At 69.6% G+C, this 20,931-nt stretch carries 18 protein-coding genes, 1 rRNA gene and 1 pseudogene; 19 read left to right on the forward strand and 1 reads right to left on the reverse strand.

Annotated features, from left to right (window positions below):
• The 8 genes and pseudogenes from rrf to recN all read left to right on the forward strand — a co-directional run.
• Positions 1-88 (forward strand): 5S ribosomal RNA (rrf, locus tag AB0H76_RS10420); the annotation flags it as partial.
• 1,439 nt (positions 89-1,527) lie between these two features.
• A pseudogene (locus AB0H76_RS10425) lies at positions 1,528-2,553 on the forward strand (hypothetical protein); the annotation flags it as partial.
• A gap of 574 nt (positions 2,554-3,127) precedes the next feature.
• Positions 3,128-4,096, forward strand: a complete 969-nt coding sequence (locus tag AB0H76_RS10430) for a glutamate ABC transporter substrate-binding protein (RefSeq protein WP_357320591.1) — start codon at positions 3,128-3,130, stop codon at positions 4,094-4,096.
• 59 nt (positions 4,097-4,155) lie between these two features.
• The gene (locus AB0H76_RS10435) at positions 4,156-5,052 is read left to right on the forward strand and encodes an HAD-IIA family hydrolase (RefSeq protein ID WP_357320594.1); all 897 of its coding nucleotides are present in this window, start codon (positions 4,156-4,158) and stop codon (positions 5,050-5,052) included.
• 121 nt (positions 5,053-5,173) lie between these two features.
• Positions 5,174-5,437 carry a hypothetical protein gene (locus AB0H76_RS10440; RefSeq protein WP_357320597.1) on the forward strand — a complete coding sequence of 88 codons (264 nt, stop codon included), beginning with the start codon at positions 5,174-5,176 and terminating at the stop codon, positions 5,435-5,437.
• Between the two features lies 1 nt (position 5,438).
• Positions 5,439-6,254, forward strand: a complete 816-nt coding sequence (locus AB0H76_RS10445; RefSeq protein WP_357320600.1) for a TlyA family RNA methyltransferase — start codon at positions 5,439-5,441, stop codon at positions 6,252-6,254.
• Positions 6,251-7,207 carry an NAD kinase gene (locus AB0H76_RS10450; RefSeq protein WP_357320603.1) on the forward strand — a complete coding sequence of 319 codons (957 nt, stop codon included), beginning with the start codon at positions 6,251-6,253 and terminating at the stop codon, positions 7,205-7,207. The genes AB0H76_RS10445 and AB0H76_RS10450 overlap by 4 nt, the downstream gene beginning before the upstream one ends.
• Positions 7,208-7,225: 18 nt before the next feature.
• Complete coding sequence (recN, locus tag AB0H76_RS10455) at positions 7,226-8,995, forward strand: DNA repair protein RecN (RefSeq protein WP_357320606.1); 1,770 nt, start codon at positions 7,226-7,228, stop codon at positions 8,993-8,995.
• Here the strand turns inward: recN and AB0H76_RS10460 are convergent.
• Positions 8,992-9,417: an SRPBCC family protein gene (locus tag AB0H76_RS10460; RefSeq protein WP_357320609.1), complete on the reverse strand. Its 426-nt coding sequence runs from the start codon at positions 9,415-9,417 to the stop codon at positions 8,992-8,994. The two genes, recN and AB0H76_RS10460, sit on opposite strands and share 4 nt — an antisense overlap.
• A gap of 233 nt (positions 9,418-9,650) precedes the next feature.
• Between AB0H76_RS10460 and AB0H76_RS10465 the strand changes: the two genes are divergently transcribed.
• The 11 genes from AB0H76_RS10465 (at position 9,651) to xerD (ending at position 20,709) form a co-directional block, all read left to right on the forward strand.
• On the forward strand, positions 9,651-10,982 hold the full coding sequence (locus AB0H76_RS10465) for an ATP-binding protein (RefSeq protein WP_357320612.1): 1,332 nt from the start codon (positions 9,651-9,653) through the stop codon (positions 10,980-10,982).
• Positions 10,979-11,392 (forward strand): roadblock/LC7 domain-containing protein, encoded by a 414-nt coding sequence (locus AB0H76_RS10470; RefSeq protein ID WP_357320614.1) that lies wholly within the window; start codon positions 10,979-10,981, stop codon positions 11,390-11,392. The genes AB0H76_RS10465 and AB0H76_RS10470 overlap by 4 nt, the downstream gene beginning before the upstream one ends.
• A gap of 70 nt (positions 11,393-11,462) precedes the next feature.
• Positions 11,463-11,843, forward strand: a complete 381-nt coding sequence (locus AB0H76_RS10475) for a DUF742 domain-containing protein (RefSeq protein WP_357320617.1) — start codon at positions 11,463-11,465, stop codon at positions 11,841-11,843.
• A gap of 28 nt (positions 11,844-11,871) precedes the next feature.
• On the forward strand, positions 11,872-12,432 hold the full coding sequence (locus AB0H76_RS10480) for an ATP/GTP-binding protein (RefSeq protein WP_357326051.1): 561 nt from the start codon (positions 11,872-11,874) through the stop codon (positions 12,430-12,432).
• Entirely contained in the window at positions 12,429-13,733 is a 1,305-nt protein-coding gene (locus tag AB0H76_RS10485; protein ID WP_357320620.1) for a cytochrome P450, read from the forward strand. Before AB0H76_RS10480 ends, AB0H76_RS10485 begins: the two co-directional genes overlap by 4 nt.
• A gap of 17 nt (positions 13,734-13,750) precedes the next feature.
• Positions 13,751-14,962 (forward strand): cytochrome P450, encoded by a 1,212-nt coding sequence (locus AB0H76_RS10490; protein ID WP_357320623.1) that lies wholly within the window; start codon positions 13,751-13,753, stop codon positions 14,960-14,962.
• Positions 14,963-15,030: 68 nt separating this feature from the next.
• Entirely contained in the window at positions 15,031-16,242 is a 1,212-nt protein-coding gene (steA, locus tag AB0H76_RS10495; RefSeq protein ID WP_357320626.1) for a putative cytokinetic ring protein SteA, read from the forward strand.
• A gap of 39 nt (positions 16,243-16,281) precedes the next feature.
• The gene (locus AB0H76_RS10500) at positions 16,282-17,226 is read left to right on the forward strand and encodes a copper transporter (RefSeq protein WP_357320629.1); all 945 of its coding nucleotides are present in this window, start codon (positions 16,282-16,284) and stop codon (positions 17,224-17,226) included.
• A 159-nt stretch (positions 17,227-17,385) separates the two neighbouring features.
• A complete protein-coding gene (locus AB0H76_RS10505; RefSeq protein ID WP_357320631.1) occupies positions 17,386-19,104 on the forward strand; it encodes a CTP synthase in 1,719 nt (572 codons plus the stop codon).
• 3 nt (positions 19,105-19,107) lie between these two features.
• Positions 19,108-19,767, forward strand: a complete 660-nt coding sequence (locus AB0H76_RS10510; protein ID WP_357320634.1) for an NUDIX hydrolase — start codon at positions 19,108-19,110, stop codon at positions 19,765-19,767.
• Positions 19,768-19,779: 12 nt separating this feature from the next.
• The gene (gene xerD, locus AB0H76_RS10515) at positions 19,780-20,709 is read left to right on the forward strand and encodes a site-specific tyrosine recombinase XerD (RefSeq protein WP_357320637.1); all 930 of its coding nucleotides are present in this window, start codon (positions 19,780-19,782) and stop codon (positions 20,707-20,709) included.
• Positions 20,710-20,931: the final 222 nt, after the last annotated feature.

Raw genomic sequence — 20,931 nt, forward strand, 5'->3', positions numbered from 1 at the left:
CGGTCCCATTCCGAACCCGGAAGCTAAGGCCACCTGCGCCGATGGTACTGCACTCGACAGGGTGTGGGAGAGTAGGACACCGCCGGAACATCCTTCACGATAGGGGACCCAGACTCTGGGTCCCCTATCGTCGTTTGGGCACCTTTTGGTCCCATTACACTGCCGGATCTCGGCCCCCGGGTCGGCACGTGCTTGAATGCAAGGGGCCCTGAATCTCAGCTTTCCCGAGTACGAACTTAGAAAGGGATCACCGTGTCGGAGCAGAACGACGGTCGGAAGTCCTTCCGACGCGGCGAGGGATCCGATCGGCCCTCCCACGGTGGCTCGAGCGGCGACCGTCCCAGCAGCTCCGCCCGCGGTGACTCCGCCGGCGGCCCGCGCGGCGGTTCCGGGGATCGCGGCGGCGCCAGACGCAGCAACGACGCCGGCGACCGGGGCGGCTACAACCGCGGTGGCGATGATCGCGGCGGCTTCAAGCGCAACACCGACTCCAGCGCTCGCGGCGGCTTCAACCGCGACAGTGGTTCCTCCGACCGGGGCGGATTCAACCGCAGCGGCGGCTCCTCCGACCGCAGCAGTTCGAACCGCGGCAGCGACGACCGCGGCGGCTTCAAGCGCAACAATGATTCCGCCGACCGAGGCGGTTCCAGCCGTGGTGGCGATGATCGCGGCGGATACAACCGCAGCAACAATTCCAGTGATCGCGGTGGTTACACCCGCGGCAGCAGTGATGACCGTGGCGGTTTCAAGCGCGACAGCGGCTCTTCCGATCGCGGCGGGTTCAATCGGAGCGGCGGTTCCTCGGATCGCAGCAGCTCCAGCCGTGGTGGCGATGATCGCGGCGGTTTCAAGCGCAACAATGACTCCGGTGACCGGGGCGGGTACAACCGCGGCGGCTCTTCGGACCGCAACTCCTCTTCCGACCGCGGCGGTTCTTCCGACCGTGGCGGCTTCAAGCGCGACAGTGGTTCCTCGGACCGCGGCGGATTCAACCGCAGCGGTGGCTCCGGCGACCGCGGTGGCTACACCCGCGGCAATGACGACCGGGGCGGGTTCAACCGCAGCGGCGGTTCGTCTGATCGCGGCGGCTCCAGCCGTGGCAGCGATGACCGTGGCGGTTTCAAGCGCAACACCGATTCCAACGACCGCGGTGGCTACAACCGTGGTGGAGACGATCGCGGTAGTTCGTCCGAGCGCGGTGGCTTCAAGCGCAGCGACTCCGGCGACCGTGGCGGCTACAACCGCAGCAGCGACGATCGTGGTTCCAACCGCAGCAGCGACGATCGTGGCTCCAGCCGTGGCAGCGATGACCGCGGTGGCTTCAAGCGCGGCAACGACTCCGGCGATCGTGGCGGTTTCAAGCGCGACAGCGGCTCTTCCGATCGCGGCGGGTTCAACCGCAGCGGCGGTTCCTCGGATCGCAGCAGCTCCAGCCGTGGCAGCGATGACCGTGGCGGTTTCAAGCGCAACACCGATTCCAACGACCGCGGCGGCTACAACCGCGGTGGCGACGATCGCGGCGGTTCGTCCGATCGCGGTGGCTTCAAGCGCAGCGATTCCAGCGACCGCGGTGGTTTCAAGCGCGATGGCGACTCCAACGATCGTGGTGGTTTCAAGCGCGATGGCGACTCCAACGATCGTGGCGGCTTCAAGCGCGATGGCGACTCCAACGATCGTGGTGGTTTCAAGCGGGACGGCGATTCCAGCGAGCGCGGTGGTTTCAAGCGCAGTAGCGACTCTTCCGACCGCAGTTCCACGGCCCAAGGCGGCTTCAAGCGCGGCGGCGACCGCAACGACTCCTCCCCGGACCGCCGTCGCGGCGGCGAGGGCAGCCGGGACAGCTTTGGTGCCGGCCGCGACATGGACCGCCGTGCGGCGCGCCCCGAGGAGCCGGATCTGCCGGACGACCTCCAGGCCTCCGATCTGGACTCCTCGGTCCGTCGCGACTTGCTGACCCTGGATAAGAACAACGCCGATACCGTGGCCCGCCACCTGGTGATGGCCGCCCGGCTGATCGACGACGACCCGGCCCTGGCCTTGGCGCACGCGCGCGCCGCTCGCCAGCGGGCCGGCCGCGTCGCGGTGGTTCGCGAAACCGCGGGCGTCACCGCCTACCACGCCGGTGAATGGGCTGAGGCCCTGTCCGAGCTGCGTACCGCCCGCCGCATGTCCGGCGGCGCCGGCCTGCTGGCGGTCATGGCGGACTGCGAACGCGGTCTCGGCCGCCCGGAGCGTGCCATCGAGCTCGGCCGCAGCGACGAGGCCCGTGAGCTCAGCGGTGAGGAGGCCATCGAACTCCGCATCGTGGTGGCGGGCGCCCGCATGGACCTCGGCGAGTTCGACCAGGCCGTGGTCACCTTGCAGACCGCCGACCTGGACCCGGCCAAGACCGGCTCCTCCTACGCCCGCCTCTTCTACGCCTACGCCGACGCCCTGGTCGCCGCCGGCCGCACCGACGAGGGCCTCACCTGGTTCCTCAACGCCGCGTCCGCCGACCTCGAGGCCGAGACCGACGCCGAAGAACGCGCCGAGGAACTCACCGGCGACCTCTGATCCCCACCCGAAACCCCTGTGCCACTACCCCCCCCGGCACAGGGGTTTCGTGCGTCCGGCCCCGATCGGACACGTAGTGGGCTCCAGTCGCGCCGAACTGCCACCGCTGCGTGTCTACGTGGCCCGGACGAGCTTCAGCGATGTGACTGCGCTGCGCGAGTACGGCCGTGATCAGGGCGGCGAGCGATGCGCCGGGAACTCCGTCCGCGAGTACGGCCGTGATCAAGGCGGCGAGCGATGCGCCGGGAACTCCGTCCGCGAGTACGGCCGTGATCAAGGCGGCGAGCGATGCACCGGGAACTCCGTCCGCGAGTACGGCCGTGATCAAGGCCGCGAGCGATGCACCGGGAACACCGTCGCGGATGCGAACCCGGCCAGGCCGCAGAAGTATGTCCGAGGACGCGGCACAAGGTGGGCAACTCGCTGGCGCGCCAAGGGGTGGCGTGAGATCCCGCTGGGGGAGTGAGGTTTTCGTTCCGAGCCCGCGAATTCCAGTTGCGCGCCGGTGAATTCGTAGCCAAGCTGGGATGAATCGGTCGTAGAATCGCTGGGGAGGGGTGGTCTCATGGTCAGGATGCGATCGATCGGTGTGGCGCTGCTGGTGGCGGTGTCGGCGCTGGTGGCGGGGTGTGATTCCGGTGCGCCGCCGACCGCGGGGGTGACGATCGCTCCGGTGCGGCCGATGCCGCCGCGGGCGGAGGAGATCACCAGCGCCCCGGTTCAGCGTGGCGATGATTCCTGTGATGCGACATCGAGTTTGCGTCCCGGCGGGCTGCCGCCGCGCGGTGCGATGCCGGCGGGGAGCGCGATGGCGCAGATCGTCGCGAACGGCCGGGTGAAGGTCGGGGTGGCGCAGGACGGCTATCTGTTCGGGTTCCGGAATCCGCGCACGGGCGCGCTCGAGGGCTTCGATATCGATATCGCCAAGGAGATCGCGCGCGACCTGTTCGGTGATCCGGCGAAGATCGATCTGGTGCCGTTGAGTTCGGCGGAGCGGATTCCCGCGTTGCGCAACGGCCGGGTGGATCTGGTGGTGAACACCTTCTCCACGACCTGCGAGCGGGACAAGGAGATCGATTTCTCGTCGGTCTACTACGTCTCCGAGCAGAAGGTCCTGACGGTGGCGTCCTCGGGGATCCGGTCGGCCGACGATCTGGGCGGCAAGCGCGCGTGCAGCGTCACCGGCACCACCTCGCTCGAGCCGCTGTTCCGCTTGCCCAAGCCGCCGACGGTGATCGGCATGCAGACCTGGACCGACTGCCTGGTCGCCCTGCAGCAGGGCGCCGCGGACGCGATCAGCACCGACGCCCCGATCCTGCACGGCCTGGCCTTGCAGGACAACAACCTCGCGGTGGTCGGCCCGGCCATGGCCAACGATTTCTACGCGATCGGCCTGCCGGACGGCAAACCCGACCTGGTCCGCTTCGTCAACGCCAGTCTGGACCGGCTCCGCGCCGACGGCACCTGGCAGGCGCTGTATCAGAAGCACCTGAATCTGCTCGGCGCTTCGCCGGGGCCGCCCGCCCCGAAGTACAAGGACTGAAAGGCAATCCGGCCCGTGCCGTGCCCGTCGGCGGCCGGGCTCGCGTAGGGTTTTGTGCCGTGACGCGACTACGAGATCGCTATGAAGCTCTCCTGCTGGATCTGGACGGCACGCTGTACCGCGGCCCGGTGGTGATCGAGGGCGCCCCGGCCGCGCTGGCCGCGGGGCCGGGCGAGCAGCGCCTGGTCTACGTCACCAACAACGCCAGCCGCGCCCCGGAGAAAGTGGCCGGGCACCTGGCCGAGCTCGGCTTCCCCGCCACCACCGACGACGTGGTGACCAGCGCGCAGGCGGCGGCCCGCCTGCTCGCCGAGCGGCTCGCGCCTGGGTCGACGGTGCTCGTGGTCGGTTCCGACGATCTGGCCGCCGAGGTCGACGCGGTCGGCTTGCAGCCGATCCGCCGGTTCAACGGCAGCGCCCCCGCCGCGGTGGTGCAGGGGCATTCGCCGACCACGGGCTGGCCGGATCTGGCCGAGGCGGCGTACGCGCTGAGCGCCGAGGCGCTGTGGATCGCGGCGAATACCGACAAGACGCTGCCGAACGAGCGCGGTCTGGCCCCCGGCAACGGGTCGATGGTGGCCGCGCTGCGCACGGCCTCGGGCCGCGATCCGATCGTGGCGGGCAAGCCGTTCGCCCCGCTCATGGAGGACGCGCTGCGCCGTGCGGAGACCCGCAGTGCTCTCGTGGTCGGGGACCGCCTGGACACCGACATCGAAGGCGCGAACACCGTCGGCCTGGATTCGCTGCTGGTCCTGACCGGTGTGAGCACGCTCGCCGAGCTCGATACCGCTGCCCCCGAACTGATTCCGACCTTTGTCGCGGACTCGCTCGAGGCGCTCAACCACCCGCCGGTCGCCGATGATCTGGGCTCCACCCTGACCGAGCTGCTGCAGGCGAATCCAGGGCGCGCGATCACCGTCTCCTCGGCCCGCACGGCTTGGGACCTGCCCCGATAATGCCGCCGGTACCGGCCCGCTCCGCGGCGGCGAGGGTGGCACCGAGCGCCGCCGCGGGCGACGGCGTCCGCAGCGATGCGCTTCGTGTTCGAATGCGGGTTCGGGTAGCGTTGTCGGCACCATGAGTACGCCCATCCATCGCCCGTCCGTGCCGCTGCCGGGTCAGCATCTGGCCGGCGCGCAGGGTCGTCCGGAAACCGCCGACCCGGTGCAGATCCGGGCCGAGATCGACAGCCTGCTCGCCGAACTCGAGGTGCGCTCCGATGTCTACGACTCGGCGGCGACCAGTGCCGAGTCCGGTGTCGACATCGCCCGCCGCGCCCACATCCTGGAGCAGGCGCACGAGGTGCTGGTGCAGGCACTCGCCACGGTGGACAAGATCTGAGGTGGCCAGACGCGCGCGGGTGGACGCCGAACTGGTTCGCCGCGGGTTGGCGCGATCGCGGGAGCACGCGGTCGAGCTGATCGGCGCGGGCCGCGTCCTGATCAACGGTGCGGTGGCGACGAAACCGGCGACCCAGGTCGATCCGGCGGCGCCGCTGCTGGTGCGCGAGGATGCCGGCGAGGTGTCGTGGGCGTCGCGGGGTGCGCACAAGCTGATCGGCGCGCTGGACGCGTTCGAGCCCCTGACGGTCGCCGGTAAGCGCTGCCTGGACGCGGGCGCGTCCACGGGCGGTTTCACCGACGTGCTGCTGTCGCGGGATGCCGAGGAGGTGGTGGCCGTGGACGTCGGTTACGGCCAGCTGATCTGGCGGTTGCAGAACGACGATCGGGTGCGGGTCTTCGACCGCACCAATGTCCGCGGTATCACCCCGGAATCCATCGGCGGCACAGTCGAATTGGTGGTCGGCGATCTGTCGTTCATCTCGCTGGCGCTGGTGCTGCCCGCGCTGGCCGCGTGCGCGGCGCCGGGCGCGGATCTGCTGCCGATGGTGAAGCCGCAGTTCGAGGTCGGCAAGGAGCGCCTGGGGTCGGGCGGAGTGGTGCGGGATCCGGGGTTGCGCGCCGAAACCGTGCGCGACGTCGCCGCGGCCGCCGCCGGGCTCGGGCTGCGCACGCTCGGCGCGGTGGCCAGCCCGCTGCCCGGTCCGTCGGGCAATGTCGAGTATTTCCTGTGGCTGCGCAAGGATGAACAGGTCAGTTATGACGCCGCCGAGGTAGCCGCCTTGGTCGAGCGTGCGGTCGAGGAGGGTCCACAGTGAGCGCGGAGCCGACAGGCCGGGAAATTCTGCTGATCTCGCACCCGGGGCGGGCCGAGATCATCGAGACCGCGCATCGGGTCGCGAAGATCTTCGCCGATGCCGGTATCGGGTTGCGGGTGCTGGCCGACGAGGCCGACAGCACCCGGTTCGAATGCGAGGATCCGGCGCGTAACGTGCTGGCGCTGGCCGAGCCGGGTGGCTATCCGGCCAAGGTCGTCGACCACTGCCCGGACGCCGCGGTCGGCTGCGAGATGGTGCTCGTGCTCGGCGGTGACGGCACCTTCCTGCGCGCCGCCGAACTGGCGCGTTCCGCGGCGGTGCCGGTGCTGGGAATCAACCTGGGCCGCATCGGTTTTCTCACCGAGGCCGAGGCCGAGAACCTGGACGAGGCGCTGGCGCAGGTGGTGGCCGGCGACTACCGGATCGAACACCGCATGACCATCGACCTGACCGTCCGGGTGAACGACGAGATCGTCGAAACCGGGTGGGCGCTCAACGAAGCCAGCATCGAGAACGCCCAGCGCATGGGCGTGTTGGAGGTGGTGCTCGAGGTCGACGGCCGCCCGGTGTCCTCGTTCGGCTGCGACGGTGTGCTCATCTCCACCCCGACGGGGTCGACGGCCTACGCCTTCTCCGCCGGCGGCCCGGTGGTGTGGCCGGAACTCGAGGCGCTGCTGGTGATTCCGAGCAACGCGCACGCGCTGTTCGCGCGCCCGCTGGTGACCAGCCCGGAGTCGCGGATCGCGGTCGAGTCGGTGGCCACGGGCCACGATGCGATAGTTTTCCTGGATGGCAGGCGCACGATGGCCCTGCCGCGCGGGGGCCGGGTGGAAGCGGTCCGCGGCGCCGAGCCGGTGCGCTGGGTGCGGTTGGATTCCGCACCGTTCGCGGACCGGATGGTGCGCAAGTTCCAGTTGCCCGTCACCGGCTGGCGTGGCCGCCGGCGTGCGTAGCCGACGAAGGAGGCCACCTTGCTGACCGAGATCAGGATTGACGGCTTGGGCGTCATATCCACTGCCACAGCGCAATTCCACGAGGGCCTGACCGTGCTCACCGGTGAGACCGGCGCCGGTAAGACCATGGTCGTCACCAGCCTGCACCTGCTCAGCGGTGCCCGCGCGGACGCGGGCCGGGTTCGTCTCGGCGCCGCGCGTGCGGTGGTGGAGGGGCGCTTCACCGTCGAGGACGTCAACGACGCCGCCCGCGCCGAGGTCGCCGAGGTGCTGGAAGCGGCCGCGGCACAGGCCGATGACGACGGCAGCGTGATCGCCATCCGCACCGTCGGCAGCGACGGGCGGTCCCGCGCGCATCTGGGCGGGCGCAGCGTGCCCGCCTCGGTGCTCGCCGATTTCACCGCCCCCTTGCTGACCGTGCACGGCCAGAACGATCAGCTCCGGTTGCAGCGCCCCGAGCAGCAGCTCGCCGCGCTCGATCAGTTCGCCGGCGATACCACCGGCCCGCTGCTGCGCAAATACGGTGTGGCCCGGCGTTCTTGGCTGGACGCGCGCTCGGAGCTGCTGGAGCGCACGGCGCGCAGCCGCGAGCTCGCGCTCGAGGCCGATCGGTTGCAGTACGCGCTCAACGAGATCGACGCCGTCGCTCCGGAACCCGGTGAGGACAAGCGCATCCTGGACGAGGTGCGCCGGCTCAGCGATCTGGACTCGCTGCGCGAGTCGGCCGCGACGGCACACGACGCGCTGGCCGGTCCGGCCGACGCGCCGGAGGATCACTCGGGTGCGCTGGCCGCGCTCGGCCTGGCCCGGGCCCGCGTCGAATCCTCCGACGATCCGAAGCTGACCATGCTCGGGCCCCGGCTGGACGAGGCCATCTCCGTGGTGGTCGATGTGACCACCGAACTGAGCAGCTACCTCTCGGATCTGCCCTCGGATCCGGGCGCCCTGGATTCGCTGCTCACCCGCCAGGCCGAGTTGAAGGGCCTGACCCGCAAGTACGCCTCCGATGTCGACGGCGTGATCGCCTGGGCCGAGGACGCCCGGACCCGCCTCGGCTCCCTGGACGTCTCGGAGGAGGCGCTGGCGAAGTTGTCCGCCGAGGTCGACATCGCCGCGGAACGGGTGCGCGCGGCCGCCAAGAAGCTGAGTACCGCGCGCACCAAGTCCGCGGGCAAACTGGCCTCGGCGGTGAGCGCCGAACTGGGCGGGCTGGCCATGGGCAAGGCGCGCCTGGAGGTGGCGGTGCGGCCGGTGCTCGCGAGCCCGCAGGATTCCGCGCCGCTCACCGTGGACGGCAGAGACCTGCACGCCGGGCCGGCCGGGGTGGACGAGGTGGAGTTCCGGTTGTCCGCGCATTCCGGCGCGCAGTCGCTGCCGCTGAGCAAGAGCGCCTCCGGCGGTGAACTCTCCCGGGTGATGCTGGCGCTGGAAGTGGTGCTCGCCGGCTCCGATCACGGCGCCACCATGGTGTTCGACGAGGTCGACGCCGGTGTGGGTGGTCGCGCGGCGGTGGAGATCGGGCGCCGCCTGGCGCGGCTGGCCCGGACCCATCAGGTCATCGTGGTGACCCATCTGCCCCAGGTCGCGGCGTTCGCCGACACACACCTGGTCGTCGACAAGTCCGACGATGGAAAAGGCAAGGTGAACAGTGGAGTTCGGGCGCTGGGCAAGGATGAGCGGGTGATCGAGCTGGCCCGCATGCTGGCCGGTCTCGATGACACCGAGACCGGCCGCGCCCATGCCGAGGAACTGCTGGACACCGCGAAATCCGAACGCGCGAACGTTTAGCGCAGGGCTTTCTTCGCGCCGCCGAGGAATTGATTGATGAGCGTGCGCAGACCCAGTTCGAGTACCTTTCCGGGCACCGGCAGGCTCGGCTCGGACTCCATTGTGTAATTCACGACGGTGCTGTTGTTGTCGGCGTCGGCGAAGGTGATCGTGCCGACGTGCCGCTTCACCGGGGCCCCGGCGACGATCTTGTATTCCATCCGCTCGTTGGGCACCAGCTGCGTGGTCTCCTCGGTGATGCCGAGCTTGCCGACCCCGATCAGGTACTGCGCGCCGATGCCGGAGGCGGCGCCCGTGCCCGGCTTCTTGAGCGTGAAGTTCACAACCGGCAGGTAGGGGCCGATGCCGTCGCGTTCGGTGAAGAACTTGTAGACGACCTCGCGCGGGGCGGCGATGACCGTCTGGACCGTGCTGGTAACCATGGCGCAATCTCCTGTTCGAACTGTCTGTGACGGAAGCATATAGGTATCGATTCGGCGGCCCGTGACCTCGGGCACCTCGGGCCCGCTCGACTTTCGCCCGCCCGCCTGTCCGGTTATGCTCGTGCCCGATTTGAAACTGCCTGGCGGCCTGCATTTTTGGCGGAAGATCGGAATTTGTCACCCTCATGAATCCTGACGGCGAGCTATACAAACCCGCTGTATCGGGTCCGCGATTGCCCTATCGGACTCTGCTCGTCTGCCTCGGTGTGAGCGCGGCGGTCATCGCTGCCGCGGTGTGGGCCGCGCCCGCGGATTTTCGCATTCCGTTGCTGATCGGGGCGGTATTCGCCGCGCTGCTGGTGTGCGCCAGTGTGACCGCGGCCGTGCATTTCCGCGCCGAAACCCAGCGCGCCCGCCGGACCGTGACGACCTCGAATACCGATGCCGCCGCGATCATCGCCGCCGCGAACGAGGCCACCACCAAGCAGGCCTGGGAGATCAAGAACAGCGAGAACCGCCGGGCCGCCGCGATGGCCGCGTTCGCCGGCGCCGCCGGCCGGATGCAGGCCATGACCACCTCCATGCTGGCCGAGCTGCGCGAGATGGAGCACCGCCACGCCGACCCGAAGGTGCTGGCCGACCTGCTCGAGCTGGACCACCGCACGGCCCAGGCCGGTCGCCTGGCCGATAGCATCGCCGTACTCAGTGGGGCGCGCACCGGCCGCCGGTGGGCCAAACCCATTGCGATGGAATCGATTCTGCGTGGCGCGATGGGCCGCGTCGCGGGTTATCAGCGGGTGCGGCTGCGCGCGGTCGCCGAGATCGCGGTCGCCGGGCATGCCGCCGAGGGCTTGATGCACACCCTGGCCGAACTGCTCGACAACGCCTGCAACTTCTCCCCGCCCACCACCGAGGTGCACGTCTACGCCGCCGAGGTGCCCGCGGGCGTGGTGCTCACCATCGAGGACTCCGGCCTGGTCATGAGTGAATCGGCGCTGCGGCGGGCCGAGCAGGCGGTCTCCGGGCAGGGCGGCGACAATCGCCGCGGCGCGGACCTGTCCTCGCTCACCGGCACCCGGCTCGGCCTGGCCGTGGTCGGGCACCTGGCCCGCAAGCACGGACTTACCGTCTCCTACCGGCCCTCCGCGATCGGCGGCACCGCCGTGGTCGTGGTGGTCCCGCGCGATCTGACCACCCGGCTGGAACGCAGTACCGCGCCGATCACCGCGGTGGCGCCGGTCACCGGGCGCAATCGCCTCGCCGAACTGCTGGAACCCGTTGCGGCGCAGCCGGCTCCCGTGTCCACCGCACCGGAGCCGCTGCCGGTGGGCACCGAAACCACCTCCGGGATCGTCGATTCCGGGCTGCCCAAGCGCCGCCGCGGCTCCACCCTGGCCGCGGTGCATCCCGAAGGGCTGACCGACGCGCGGCTGGAACCCACCCCACCGCCGCCGGTGTCGCGGCCCTCGGCCTTCGGCGCGTTCCAGCGCGCCGTGGCCCCTCGCAGCAACGGCGCTGATGCTCTACCCCCTGCCCCTTCAGTCGCCGTGGAGAACGATCGATGACCACCACCGTGCCCTCGCAGCTGGGTTGGCTCTTGGAGCAACTGCTGTCCCGCACCCCCGGAACCCGCCACGCGTTGCTGCTCTCCGGCGACGGCCTCAAGATCTGCCACACCCCCGAACTCGGCACCGACAGCGCCGATCAGCTGGCCGCCATCTCGGCGGGCATCCAGAGCCTCGCGCACGGGGCCTCCGTCGAATTCGGTAACGGACGCGGCGGGGTTCGCCAGTCCATGACCGAGTTCTACGGTGGCATCCTGTTCGTCGTCGAGGCCGGCATGGGCGCCCATATCGCGGTCGTGGCCAGCGACGACGCCGACGCGGGCCTGATCGGGCACAACATGCGCGAGCTGGTCGAGCAGCTGGGTCATTACCTCGCGGCGCAGCCGCGGGTCGGATCGGCCCGGGCGTGAGAGGTCAGGCCCGGAGGCGGCAGCAGCGCGTAACCATGCAGGGCCCCGATCATGCCCAATGGATACAGCCATGACCAGGGCCGGCCGACCGGGGCGTGATGACGACCCGGACCGGCTCTACACCCTGACCGGCGGCCGCAGCCGCCCGGACTCCGACAGCTTCGATCTGGTCACCCTCGTGGTCACCGAATCCGATCCCACCCCGGGCATGCAGTCCGAGCACGTGGCGATCCTGCGGATGTGTGCCGCGCCGACCGCGGTCGTCGAGATCGCGGCGGAGCTGCGCCTGCCGGTCGGCATCGCCACCGTGCTGCTCTCGGACCTGCTGGCCATGGGCAAGATCACCGTGCGGCATCCGCACAACGCCCCGAGTTCGCCCGGCGCGCCGTGGACCGCGCTGCCGGACACCTCCACTCTCGAGAAGGTGCTCGTTGGACTTCGCAAGCTCTGACACCCGCCCCGCCCGGGCGGACGCGCCATTGCCCGCCAGTACCAGCCAAGGCCTGAAGATCGTCATCGTCGGCGGGTTCGGGGTCGGCAAGACCACCCTGGTGCGCGCGGTCAGCGAGATCCGCCCGCTCGACACCGAGGCGACGATGACGCAGAGCGGCGTCGGCATCGACGACGTCACCGCGGTGCGCGGGAAGTCCACCACCACCGTCGCTTTCGACTTCGGCCGGATCTCCATCGACGACGAGCACGTGCTGTATCTGTTCGGCGCGCCGGGGCAGGAGCGGTTCTGGTTCCTGTGGGATCGGCTCTTCGCCGGTGCGCTCGGCGCGATCGTGCTGGTGGATCAGCGCCGAATCGCGGACTCCTGGTACGCGATCGACCGCTTGGAGTCCACCGGGACGCCGTTCATCGTGGCGTGCAACAACTTCGGCGGCGTGCACCGGCTGGAGGACGTCCGCGACGCGCTGGACCTGGATCCGCATGTGCCGCTGGTGGATTGCGACGCCCGGTCGCGCGAGTCGAGCAAGGGAGTGCTCATCACCCTGGTCGAGCATCTCTACGCAGCTAGGGAGGAACACGTCCGATGACGACGAGCCATTCCGGAGATATCGCGTTCACCGGCGACCACGCGCCCACCGGCGGCTGCCCCGTGCAACACGGTGGCGGTGCGGTTCCGCTCAGCGGGCCGCGATTCCACACCGATCCGCACCAGCTCTATCGCGAGATGCGCCGCGAGCACGGCCCGGTCGTCGCGGTCGAGCTGCCCGGCGGTTTCCCGGCCTGGCTGATCGTCGGCTACCGCGAACTGCACCAGGTGACCAGCGATCCGGATCTGTTCCCGCGCGATGTCGGCCTGTGGAATCAGTGGCCCAACATTCCCGAGGACTGGCCGCTGCTGCCGATGGTCGGGCACCCGATGCCCTCGATCTACTTCACCGCCGGCGCCGAGCATCGCCGCCACGTGTCGATGGTGGAGCCCGCGCTCGAGACGGTCGACCCGTTCGAATTGCGCCGGGTCTGTGAGGAAGTCGCCGATCAGCTGATCGACGGCTTCTGCGGGCGCGGGCGCGCCGAGATCGTTGCCGACTACGCCGAGCCGCTGCCGGTGCTGGTGCTCGCCCGGATCATGGGTTTCCCGGACGAGGAAGGCCCGGAACTGGCCTGGACCATGAAGACCTTCACCGACGGCGGCGCCGACGCCCAGCAGGCGCATCTGCGGTTCGCCGAGCTGTGCGGGAAACTGATGGCCACCAAGCGCGCGGTCCCCGGCTACGATCTGGTGTCGCAGATGCTGGCGCATCCGGAGCCGTTCTCCGATCAGGAGTATGTGCTCGACATCATGGCGGTCACCGCCGCCGGATACCTGCCGACCGCGGACTGGATCGGGAACTCGGTGCGGCTCATGCTCACCGACGATCGCTTCGCCGCCGCGCTCGGCGGCGGCCGGCGCAGCGTGGGGCAGGCGATGAACGAGGTGCTCTGGGAGGACACCCCGACCCAGATCCTGGCCGGCCGCTGGGCCGCGCGCGACACCCGGCTCGCCGACAAGATCATCCGCGCCGGCGACCTGGTGCTGCTCGGCCTCGGCGCGGCCAACGCCGATCCGCATGTGCGCCAGCACGTCTCGGTGAACACCGAACCGGCGCACGCCGGCAACAGCGCGCACTTCTCGTTCAGCTACGGCGAATACCGCTGCCCGTTCCCGGCGCAGCAGATCGCCGAGATCATCGCCCGGACCGGTGTGGAAGTCCTGCTGGACCGGCTGCCCGACGTCGATCTCGCCGTCCCCGCCCAGACCCTGGTGCGCCGTCCCTCCGCGTTCCTGCGCGGAATGACTTCGCTACCAGTTGTTTTCACCCCAGTTCGCGCCGTCGGAGGGACGCTGTAATGCGGGAATGTCCACACATGGAGACCATCGCCATCGATCCGATGGTCGGTGATCTCACGGGGGAGACCACGCGGCTGCGGGCCGCCGGTCGCCTGGCCAAGATCGATCTGCTCGGCGCGCCCGTCTGGACGGTGACCGAGCACGCGCTGGCCCGGCAGCTGCTCACCGACACCCGGCTGATCAAGGACATCCACGGCTGGTCGCTGTGGACCAACGGCGTGATCACCGACCAGTGGCCGCTGATCGGGATGATCCTGGTGGATCGTTCGATGTTCAGCGTGGACGGTCCCGAACATCGCCGACTACGCCTGAAGACCACCCAGGCGCTGAGCCGCAAGCGGCTCGAGGACCTGCGCCCCTACATCGAGAGCATCACCGCCGAACTGCTCGACGACCTGGCCAAGGCCGGTGCGGAAGGCGTCGTCGACCTGAAGACGGTGTTCGCCTACCCGCTGCCGATGCGGGTCATCGGCAAGCTGATGGGCGTCGATCCGGCCGACGAGGCGCTGCTGCTGGGCTGGTACAAGAAGTTCTTCTCGGTGATGACCCCGCAGGACGAGCGCCTGCGGGTCATCGGGGACATGGACGTCTACTTCACGAAGATGGTCCAGCAGAAGACCGCCGAGCCGGGCGACGACCTGACCTCGGCCCTGATCCAGGCCACCGACGGTGGCGAACCGCTCACCCAGGCCGAGGTGATCGGCAACCTCAAGGCGCTGGTCGCCGCGGGCCACGAGACCACGGTGAGCCTGCTGGTGAACGCGGTGCGCGCCCTGATCGCCAACCCCGAGCAGCTGGCCGATCTGGCCACCGGTGACCGGGAGTGGAGCGCGGCCGTGGAGGAGACGCTGCGCTACGACGGCCCGGTCAACCATCTGCTGATGCGCTTCGCCACCGAGGACATCACCGTGGGCGATGTGGTGATCGAGAAGGGCGACGGCGTGGTGATGTCCTATCGCGCCATCGGCCGCGACACCGACCTGCACGGCGCGGATGCCGACGAGTTCGACCTCACCCGGCCGACCGCCGCGCGCAACATGTCCTTCGGGTACGGACCGCACATCTGCCCGGGCGCCGCGCTGGCCCGGCTGGAGGCCGCGATCGCGCTGCCCGCACTGTTCGCCCGCTTCCCGGATCTGCGTCTGGCAGTGCCCGACGGCGAGCTGGTAAACCTGCCGGTGATGACGCAGAACGACCTGGCGGCGTTTCCGATTCACCTGGGCAATTAAGCCGCGACCTGGGCCGATGGACGGCGCGCCTCCACCAAACCGCAAGGTCTTGTGAGCATTCTGGGCCTATGAAGATGTTGGCTCTGTTGTCGAGGAACACCGAAGCGCTGCCCGGTTCGACCGGGGTCGTCCGGGTGGATCGCAACACCCGGCGTCTGCTGCGGCGGGTCGGTCCGGGCGATATCGTCGTGCTCGACGAACTCGACCTGGACCGCCTGACCGCGGACCGGCTCGTCGCCGCCGGCGTGCTCGCGGTGATCAACACCGCGCCGTCCATCTCCGGCCGCTACCCCAACCTGGGCCCGGAAACGCTGGTGGCCAACGGGATCCTGCTGCTGGACACCGCCTGCCCGGATGTCTTCACCCGGCTCAAGGACGGCATGAAGGCCCGGCTGGCCGACGGTGTCCTCTACGCGGACAAGCTGACCAAGAAGGAACCCGAGGTCCTGCTCGAGGGCGTCCAGCTGACCGACTCGGTCATCGTGGAGCGGATGGTCGAGGCGCGCACCGGGCTGGCCGATCATCTGGAAGCGTTCGCGGGCAACGCCATCGAGTTCATTCGCACCGAAAGCCCGCTGCTCATCGACGGAGTCGGCATTCCGCAGCTGCAACTGTCGATGAAGGACCGCCACGTGCTGGTGGTCGCCGACGGTCCCGAGCACGCGGCCGACCTGCGGGCGCTCAGACCCTTCATCAAGGAGTACGCCCCGGTTCTGATCGGTGTGGGCGCGGGCGCGGACACCCTGGTCAAGCAGGGCTATCAGCCGGATCTGATCGTGGGGGATCCGGAAGAGATCAGCACCTCCACCCTGAAATCCGGCGCCGAGGTGATTCTGCCCGCCGACACCGACGGCCACGCCAAAGGCCTGGAGCGCATCCAGGATCTCGGTATCGGCGCCACCACATTTCCGTCCTCGGGCGCACCCGCCGATCTGGCGCTGCTGCTGGCCGGGCATCATGACGCGGCACTGATCGTGACCGCGGGCGCGCCGGCCTCGCTGGACGACTTCTTCGACGCCGGCCGCCGCGACAGCTGCCCGGCCACCTTCCTGACCCGGCTCAAGCTCGGCTCCAAACTGATGGACGCCAAAGCCGTTGCCACGCTGTATCGCAGCCGGATGTCCGGGGTCGCCGTCTCGGTGGTGGTGCTGGCCGCGCTGATCGCGATCATCGTGGTGCTGCTGGCCTCGAATTCGGCCGGGGAGCTGCTGGACTGGGTGAACCTCACCTGGGATCACGGGCTGACCTGGGCCCGGGACACCGTCTCCAGCCTGCTCTGACCCCCTGATCGCCACACGCTCGACCAGCAACGGAGGATCATGATCTCGGTTCGCCAGCACCTGATTTCGATCGTCGGCATCTTCCTGGCCCTCGCCATCGGCGTGGTGCTCGGTTCGCAGACGCTGGCGGCCGACATGCTCACCGGCCTGCGCTCGGACAAGACCGAACTGCGCCAGCAGGTGGACCAGCTGGCCGAGCAGAATCGCCGCCGGACCGACGAGCTGAACGCGGCCGACCGGTTCATCGCGGGATCCTCGGACCGAATTCTCAAGGGCGCGCTCGCCGATCGCACGGTCGTGGTGTTCACCACACCCGACGCCGACCCCGCCGACGTCGAGGCCGTGTCGCGCGGTCTGGATACCGCGGGCGCCGCGGTCACCGGGCGGATCGCGCTGACCGATGCCTTCCTCGACGCCAGCGAGGGCGATCGCATGCGCACCTCGCTCACCAATGTCATCCCGGCCGGCGCGCAGCTGCGCACCGGCGCGGTCGATCAGGCCAGCCTGGCCGGTGACCTGCTCGGCCTGGTGCTGCTGCAGGACCCGGCCAACCCGCAGCCCCGCAGCACGCCCGAGGAACTGGCCCTGGTGCTGGAAACCCTGCGCGGCGGCGGTTTCCTGGCCTACGGCGACACCCCCAACCGCCCGGCTCAGCTCGCGCTCCTGATCACCGGCAACGGCGCCCGCGCCGCCGAGAACAACCAGGGCGCCAACATCGCCCGCTTCGCCGGCGCCCTGCGCGCCCGCAGCTCGGGCACCGTGCTGGCCGGCCGCGCCGGCGCCGCCGAGGGCCCCGGCCCGATCGCGGAACTGCGCTCGGACGCCGTGCTGGCCACCACTGTCACCACCATCGACCACCTGGACCGCGAAATCGGCCGCGTCACCACCGTCCTGGGCCTGTCCGAACAGCTCAACGGCGGCTCCGGCCGCTACGGCACCGGCGAAAAGGCCACCTCCCTGACCTTCGCCGCCCTGCCCAGTTAATTATCGGGCGGGCGCGGCCGAACGTGATGTTCGGCTCATCGGCTTCAGGAACGTACCGAGCCGTCGGGAGGTCAGCCGCCGGATGACGTTCCGGCGACTTGTGGGCAAACGGGCGTGGCGTTGGATCACCGGGGGCAAACAGTGTTACCGTGAAGACCCGTGGGTCAAACACGGATTCAGGCGCGAACTGCCACGAAACACATCTTCGTCAGCGGTGGTGTCGCCTCCTCATTGGGCAAAGGCCTTACCGCATCCAGCCTCGGTCAGTTGCTGACGGCGCGCGGTTTGCGCGTCACCATGCAGAAACTCGACCCTTACCTGAACGTCGATCCCGGCACCATGAATCCGTTCCAGCACGGAGAGGTGTTCGTGACCGAGGACGGCGCCGAGACCGATCTCGACGTCGGCCACTACGAGCGGTTCCTGGACCGCGATCTGTCCCGCGACGCCAATGTCACCACGGGCCAGATCTATTCGTCGGTGATCGCCAAGGAACGCCGCGGCGAGTACCTCGGTGACACGGTGCAGGTCATCCCGCACATCACCGACGCCATCAAGGCCCGCATCCTGGCGATGCAGGGCCCCGATCTGCAGGGCCACACCCCCGATGTGGTGATCACCGAAATCGGCGGCACCGTCGGCGATATCGAGTCCCAGCCGTTCATCGAGGCGGCTCGCCAGATCCGCCACGACGTGGGCCGCGACAACGTCTTCTTCCTGCACGTCTCGCTGGTGCCCTACCTCGCCCCCTCCGGCGAGCTCAAGACCAAGCCGACCCAGCACTCGGTGGCGATGCTGCGCAGCATCGGTATCCAGCCCGACGCGCTGATCCTGCGCTGTGACCGCGAGGTCCCGCAGGCGCTCAAGTCCAAGATCGCGCTGATGTGCGACGTCGACGTCGACGCCTGCATCTCCACCCCGGACGCGCCGTCGATCTACGACATTCCGAAGGTGCTGCACCGCGAGGGCCTGGACGCCTACGTGGTGCGCCGCCTGGGCCTGCCGTTCCGCGACGTGGACTGGACCGTGTGGGGCGACCTGCTCGAGCGGGTGCACAACTCGCGGGAGTCGGTCGAGGTCGCGCTGGTCGGCAAGTACGTCGACCTGCCCGACGCCTACCTGTCGGTCACCGAGGCGCTGCGCGCGGGTGGTTTCGCGCACCGCGCCAAGGTCAAGATCCGCTGGGTGCCCTCCGACGAGTGCGAGACCGAGGCCGGCGCGGCCGCCGCGCTGCGCGAGGTGGACGCGGTGCTGATCCCCGGTGGCTTCGGTATCCGCGGCATCGAGGGCAAGGTCGGCGCGATCCGCTACGCCCGCACCCGGGGCATCCCGCTGCTGGGTCTGTGCCTGGGTCTGCAGTGCGTGGTCATCGAGGCGGCCCGCGCGGTCGGGCTCGACGAGGCCAACTCGGCCGAATTCGAGCCCGACACCAAGCATCCCGTCATCTCGACCATGGCCGATCAGAAGGACGCCGTGGCCGGCGCGGCCGATCTGGGTGGCACCATGCGCCTGGGCGCCTACCCCGCGACCCTGTCCAAGGGTTCGGTGGTGGCGCAGGCCTACGGCGCCGAGCAGGTCTCCGAGCGGCACCGGCACCGGTTCGAAGTGAACAACGCCTACCGCGCCAAGATCGCCAAGAGCGGGCTGGTGTTCAGCGGCACCTCGCCCGACGGGCACCTGGTGGAGTTCGTGGAATACCCTGCCGATGTACACCCGTTCTTCGTCGCCACCCAGGCACACCCGGAGCTCAAGAGCCGTCCGACCCGCCCGCATCCGCTGTTCGCGGCGCTGATCGCGGCGGCGCTGAAATACAAGGCGGCCGAGCAGCTTCCGGTGGACCTCGAGGGCGCGGACGAACTCGCGGGTGCGGACAAGTAGTCGATGAGCGACAGAGGGGGCGCGGTGCCGGGTAGCCACGATTTCGAGACGGTGTCCAGTAAGACCGTGTACAGCGGGGCCATCCTCGCGTTGCGGCTGGATCAGGTCGCCATGCCCGGCGGCCGCGTCGCCGAGCGCGAGGTGATCGAGCACCACGCCGCCGTCGCCGTCTGTGCCCTGGACGACGACGACAATGTCGTGCTGATCAACCAGTACCGGCATCCGATCGGCCGGCGGCTGCTCGAGCTGCCGGCCGGGCTGCTCGACGTGCCCGGCGAGGACCCGCTGGCCGCGGCCAAGCGGGAACTGGCCGAGGAGACCGCGCTGGGCGCGCGCGAATGGTCGGTGCTGGTCGACGTCGCGCTCTCGCCGGGCTTCACCGACGAGGCGCTGCGGGTCTACCTGGCGAGCGGCCTGTACGCGGTCGACCGCCCGGAACCGGAGAACGAGGAGGCCGATATCGGCGTCACCGTCATGAAGGTGGACCAGGCCGTGCAGGCCGCGCTGGCCGGGGAGATCGTCAACGCGACCGCCGTGGCCGGGGTACTCGCCCTGTCCGCGGCGCGCGCGGGAAACCTCGAACTGCGCCCGGCGGACGCACCGTGGCCGGGTCAACCCACCGAATTCCTGCGGCGTAAAGCGGCACAGCAGTCCGAGGGCTGACAGGATCTCGGGGTGCTCGCACGCGAGATCGCTGCCTATCTCGACCATCTCGCGGTCGAACGCGGCGCGGCGCGCAACACCCTGGGCGCCTACCGCCGCGATCTGGACCGCTACCGCGACTTCCTCACCGAGCGTGAGGTGACCGGCCTCGACCGGGTCGCGGAGTCCGACGTGGCCGAATTCACCATGGCGCTGCGCGCCGGCGCGGAGAATCATCCGCCGCTGGCCGCCAGTTCGGTGGCCCGCGCGCTGATCGCGGTGCGCGGGCTGCATCGCTTCGCCGCGGCCGAGGGCATGACCACCACCGATGTGGCGCATGCGGTGAAACCGCCCGCGCCCGGGCGGCGGCTGCCGAAAGCGCTGGCCTACGACAAGGTGCTGCGGCTGCTGGAGGCCGCGGGCGGTGACGCGGGCAACGACGGCGGCCCGCGCGGCCTGCGGGATCGGGCGCTGCTGGAGCTGCTGTATTCCACGGGCGCACGGATTTCCGAGGTCGTCGGGCTCGATGTCGACGACATCGATACCGCCGAGCGCGCGGTTGTCCTGCACGGCAAGGGCGGTAAACAGCGCATGGTCCCGATCGGCCGGCCCGCCCTGGCCGCGGTCGACGCCTACCTGGTGCGCGGCCGCCCGATGTTGGCCGCGTCCGGCAAAGGCAACGCGGGCGCGCTGTTCCTGAACGCCCGCGGCGGCCGGCTCTCCCGGCAGAGTGCCTGGCAGGTACTGCAAACCGCGGCCGAACGCGCGGGCATCGGCGCCGCCGTCTCGCCGCACACCCTGCGCCACTCCTTCGCCACCCATCTGCTCGACGGCGGCGCGGATGTGCGTGTGGTCCAGGAACTTCTGGGCCACGCCTCGGTGACCACCACCCAGATCTACACCCTCGTCACGGTCAGCACGCTGCGCGAAGTCTGGGCCACCGCGCATCCACGCGCGCGCTGATTACCTTGCGCAGGCGGGGTTCCGGATCACGATCACCGGGTATCGTCTGTGCGAGTACCTACGTCGGCTCGCGTGTCCGAGCGCAAGTCTCGCGCTGTCAAGCGGTAGCGTCTAAATGAGCTGGACCGTACGAAAGCGAGGTCGGGCCCGATCGGTCTCGCTACGCTCGGCGAGGTCGACCGTTTCGAGCGACCTGCAAGCAGTCGCTACGGCACTGGGCAA

Source organism: Nocardia sp. NPDC050712 (genome assembly GCF_040654295.1).
Classification (GTDB): Bacteria; Actinomycetota; Actinomycetes; order Mycobacteriales; family Mycobacteriaceae; genus Nocardia.